The sequence below is a fragment of the Microbulbifer sp. 2205BS26-8 genome (assembly GCF_030731025.1).
GTDB classification, from domain to species: domain Bacteria; phylum Pseudomonadota; class Gammaproteobacteria; order Pseudomonadales; family Cellvibrionaceae; genus Microbulbifer; species Microbulbifer spongiae.
The window spans coordinates 1-4,016 of sequence record NZ_JAVAMR010000088.1; the positions used below are offsets into that span (position 1 = coordinate 1).

Below are 4,016 nucleotides of genomic sequence, written 5' to 3' on the forward strand. Positions count from 1 at the left end.
ACCACCGCATTGATTTTTTTCTGAACCACATCCAATTTTAACTGCTTGGCCTTGCGCGACATATCCTCGGCCAAATAGATCCCTTTCACTTCCCAATCACCAATAACAATCGGGATAGCGAGCAATCAACTCAGCCTTATACCCCCCAAACTCGCTTTCAAGAACAAACCGGTAATCGGTACCCTGCCCGAGATACATCACGGGCAACTGGCCAAATCTATCTACCTTCAATGGCTGTGCATGGATTAACTGGAAGTTGGGATCGGCATAGACATCGACGGGAAGATCAGTTCCGGCAGCATAGACGCGTATCCGCCAGCCTGGCTGGATGATAGCGCCGAGGCTTAACTCATCCATCGAGGGGAAGGTGAATCGCTTCTGAGAGCCAATAGCCGGAGCTATCTGTAGCGCCTGGTCCTCAACCTGGGCGGTATCTACAAACAGCAGTGGCAGCGCTTCAGCAGTCTCCTGAACAATCTCTACAGGTGCAGTTAGCATCATACCGCCCTGAAAAAGCCGACAGCATTGACCTGGGCGAGCAAGTCTGAGCCGTCTGTCGTGATTGGGAAATCGTGATAGGTCAGGGGGACAACCTGATCGTCCGTGCCATTCACGCTGTCTGGTGTGTAGCAGACAAGCAGCTTCAGCAAAGTGTTGTTCTGGGCTCCCCCGGCTGAGGTCCATACCTGATCCGGTATATCTGCGGACTGCACGCCGCTTGTGTGGTCCGTTGTGGGCGGCTCCACATCGCTCAAGACCTTGCGTTCGTAGTTGGTAAAGTCCGCCTCTACATTGGACGCCGAAAGCACGTCTGAAAGCCGCTCAGAGTCTGCAAGGTTGGCACCCTCCTGTGCTACCTGCAGCAGTACAACAACCAGGGCAGCATTTTCCAGGCCGCCGTTTGCCACGCTCTCTGTGTAAGCGTTGACGCGCCCCTTTGCTATGTTGAATACACCGTTTGCCATATCTTTAAAATCCTCATTAAGCAAAATCGTAAACAATAAAATTAACCTCGCGGTCTGCCTTCGCCCGCGTGGCGCCCCCGGTCAGGTACCAGGTTTCTATCGTGAATGAAGAAGTCCGCTTGGTTTTAACCAGGCATTCCAGCGGAAAGCTACTTGATGCAGGGCCTGCAGTGGCCACCACGATATAATTGGCGCTGGATCGCGGTGTAGCAAAAGTGATTACATAGGTGCCCGTGCCAGTGCGGTTTACAGAGCCGGTAACACCGTATTTCTGCTTGTAGGTCGGGGATGATCCACCGGTAAAGTATCCGGCAGCTACAGGGCCAGTGGGCAGAGAAACACCCTCCAGGGAGTCAAGACGTTCCTCCACGCCGTCCAACCTGTCGGTGTGCTCTGCATCGTTCTGTTCAAGCCGGTCAATGTCGTCGCGCAGAAAAATCAACTCACCATCCAAGTCCTCAACGCGGTATTCCAGCTCGTAAACCTTATCAATAAACTGGTCGGAATCTTGTAGGGGGTATTCCTCAATGGTCCACTTCTGCACGTCGTCAGCGTCGGTCAGCACTACCTTCGGGGCGCTTTCCGTCGTGCTGAGATAGATTGCCGGGAATCGTCCCGCAGCGTCTGCAATAAGCGGATGCGGGGCTGCTTCGCCCGGCCCTGGGTTTAGGTAAACCGTGAGCGGTTCCGTGGTGTACGTCTCATAAAAATACAACTTGTCCCCCGGCTCGACTTTCGTGCTAAAAACCGGTTCGTGAAATAGTACAGCGGCCATTTGGCCCTCCTAAAACAAAAAAGCCTGCACAGGGCGGGCTTGAGGAGTGATTTAAGGTCTGGATTGGATGCTTTTGACGCCAAAAGAAGTTATGAAAGGGATAACCTTTGATCACTTTCCTATTGATCGGGCATACTTCAGGCTCCTGCAAGCAAGGAGGTCACATGCCAAAAAAACTCAAAACATTACGTGAGCTTAACGAAGAGCAGATGCCACCAGAGAGTGATTACGGATATGTGGTTTTAGGGTATCTGCTCGCTATAGGTGTATGCTTCGGGGCCATGATTTATGGTGTCTATTCACTTTTCTTTGGTTGATCGCCGTCTGGGGAGCCTACCATTTATGGCCGGGTCGAGAGGTGTAATACAAGATCTGAAAAGGAAATATGCCCAGAGCTACTGATAAGGCTCTAGTTGAGGCCCGGCTTCCACTTCTAAAATTCTTTGGTATCTAAATCAGCTAAAAATGCGTTAACTGCTGTCGCCTCATCAAGTGTCATGCCTTTAGTTAAGGCAGCCAGTTTAAGCATGTGCGCAGATTGTGCAGATGGGGGAATCTCTAAACCTTTGGCGAGCCACTGAATGAACCTTTTGCTAGTCATTAGACGTGCGCCAAGGTTATTCGCTACAACACTCCCAAGCAACCCTATCAAAACGCCTTGCTGGCCGGATGCAGCGGCTATAGGTATGCCGGCCATAGTACCTATATTTGCCGCGAACTGGCCTGTTCCGCTTGGGTTTGCTGCCTCCCTTTGAGAAAACTTCATTTTCTCCGCTTGTCGAGCGATTCTATCGAGGTTCTTTCCGTAACGATTCAGAGCCTCTGTACCACTAAATAACGCTCTTTTAGCAGGACCAAGCCGGTTCCAGTCGGTCAGGAATTTATTGACCGAGAACACCTCCCCGGCGGCGTCCTGCTGGCCGGGAGTTGCTTTACCCATCTGACGAACCACATTGGACACCACCGTATTCCATTCATCCTTGGTCAGGCTGCGCTTAATAGAACTGATGGTGGCCATGCCTTCACCACCTTTGGTTGCAGCAGCAAATACCTTGTCGAGATCTACCTTGTTGGCAACGCGCCCTACGAAGTCGTCCAGACGCTTGTGGCCGGAACGGGTAAAATTGTTGGCCCGGTTGAAGTAAAACTGACCTTGCGGGCCTACAGCATCGGCTGCTGTCTTAATATCATCGGTGATGGCCCCGTAGATTTGCTTCAATTCTGCCCTTGGAATATCTGAAATCAGGTCATTACTACTTATCCGGCGTCCAATGGTTGATCGAAGCTCCTTTAAGGTCTGGTAATCCACTATATCCGCATCTTCCAGAATCCGCTTGATCTTTGTAAGCTGGGAATTGTTCAGCACTTCCCCGAATTCATCATCTCGTACTAGCCGGTTCAACACAGATTTGGTGTTATCCAGTTCAACCGCTGTATCGCGACCAATCTGATCGTCAACCCTTGACCATAGTTCAGCGGACTTGGCCTGAAAACGGTCTGTAAAGCCTCCAGGGGCCGTTATACCTCGCTGGATAGTACGGCCTGCCCGGTCCACCCCGGCGTGTGTACTCACATCATCGGCGATTTCCTGAAGCCGTTTCTGAATATTTCGCTCAGCCTGTTCATGGGCACGACGAATACGACCTCCGCCCACATATTGGGATGATATATTTTCCACGCCTTGCTGGAAGGGACGGTTGGTTGCTTGTGCAAGAGTAGGGGTTGATCCTGTTTCCTTGAAGTCTTCAATAGTCGAACGAACTTGCTGTCGGCTCGCGCCACCTCTGAGAACCGGCTTCAATGATTCAAAAGTAAGTGCCCGAACACTGGACACAGCTGCAGGCATTAACATTGACCCTGCAACTTTACCCACCTGGCGGCCCGTTTCACCGCCAACAGCCTCGCCGACTTCCCCTCCAAGCTCTGTACCAGCACCGGCAGTTGCTGCCATCTTCAAATCCTGGCTCCCTGTGGTTGCGCCCAGTTGCCGGAGAACACCCTGGCCCGCAGATTCTGAAGCCTGCGTGAACCTCGGCAACTGGCTTGCGGCAGACCGCAAAGCAGCACCACCAGCCACACCACCTGCGGCAACTTCGCCGGCACTGCGCACAGCATCTCTGGCAAGGCCCGGCTGCATAAAATTACCACGCGTTGCGGGCGACAAGGTTTCGGTAATAGACGGCACGCGGAACTCGGAGCCCAGAATATCGGCGACTGCGTTAATCTGATCAGTGGTCAGAAAATCAGCGAGCTTTGTAGCTCCCCGATTGAATGCG

The 4,016-nt window shown here is 52.3% G+C and carries 5 protein-coding genes; 1 reads left to right on the forward strand and 4 read right to left on the reverse strand.

Going from position 1 to position 4,016, the window contains the following annotated elements:
* Positions 1-96: 96 nt before the first annotated feature.
* From Q5Y71_RS16370 to Q5Y71_RS16380, 3 genes are read right to left on the reverse strand one after another with little or no spacing between them, the layout of a single operon-like run.
* Positions 97-501 (reverse strand): hypothetical protein, encoded by a 405-nt coding sequence (locus Q5Y71_RS16370; RefSeq protein ID WP_306043157.1) that lies wholly within the window; start codon positions 499-501, stop codon positions 97-99.
* Positions 498-965, reverse strand: coding sequence for a hypothetical protein (locus Q5Y71_RS16375; RefSeq protein ID WP_306043158.1), 468 nt, complete (start codon positions 963-965; stop codon positions 498-500). Before Q5Y71_RS16375 ends, Q5Y71_RS16370 begins: the two co-directional genes overlap by 4 nt.
* A gap of 16 nt (positions 966-981) precedes the next feature.
* Entirely contained in the window at positions 982-1,740 is a 759-nt protein-coding gene (locus tag Q5Y71_RS16380; RefSeq protein ID WP_306043159.1) for a hypothetical protein, read from the reverse strand.
* A 164-nt stretch (positions 1,741-1,904) separates the two neighbouring features.
* Here Q5Y71_RS16380 and Q5Y71_RS16385 point away from each other — a divergent pair, with 164 nt between their 5' ends.
* On the forward strand, positions 1,905-2,057 hold the full coding sequence (locus Q5Y71_RS16385; RefSeq protein WP_306043160.1) for a hypothetical protein: 153 nt from the start codon (positions 1,905-1,907) through the stop codon (positions 2,055-2,057).
* 116 nt (positions 2,058-2,173) lie between these two features.
* Here Q5Y71_RS16385 and Q5Y71_RS16390 read toward each other — a convergent pair.
* Positions 2,174-4,016 (reverse strand): hypothetical protein (locus Q5Y71_RS16390; RefSeq protein ID WP_306043161.1); only part of this gene is annotated, 1,843 nt, incomplete at its 5' end.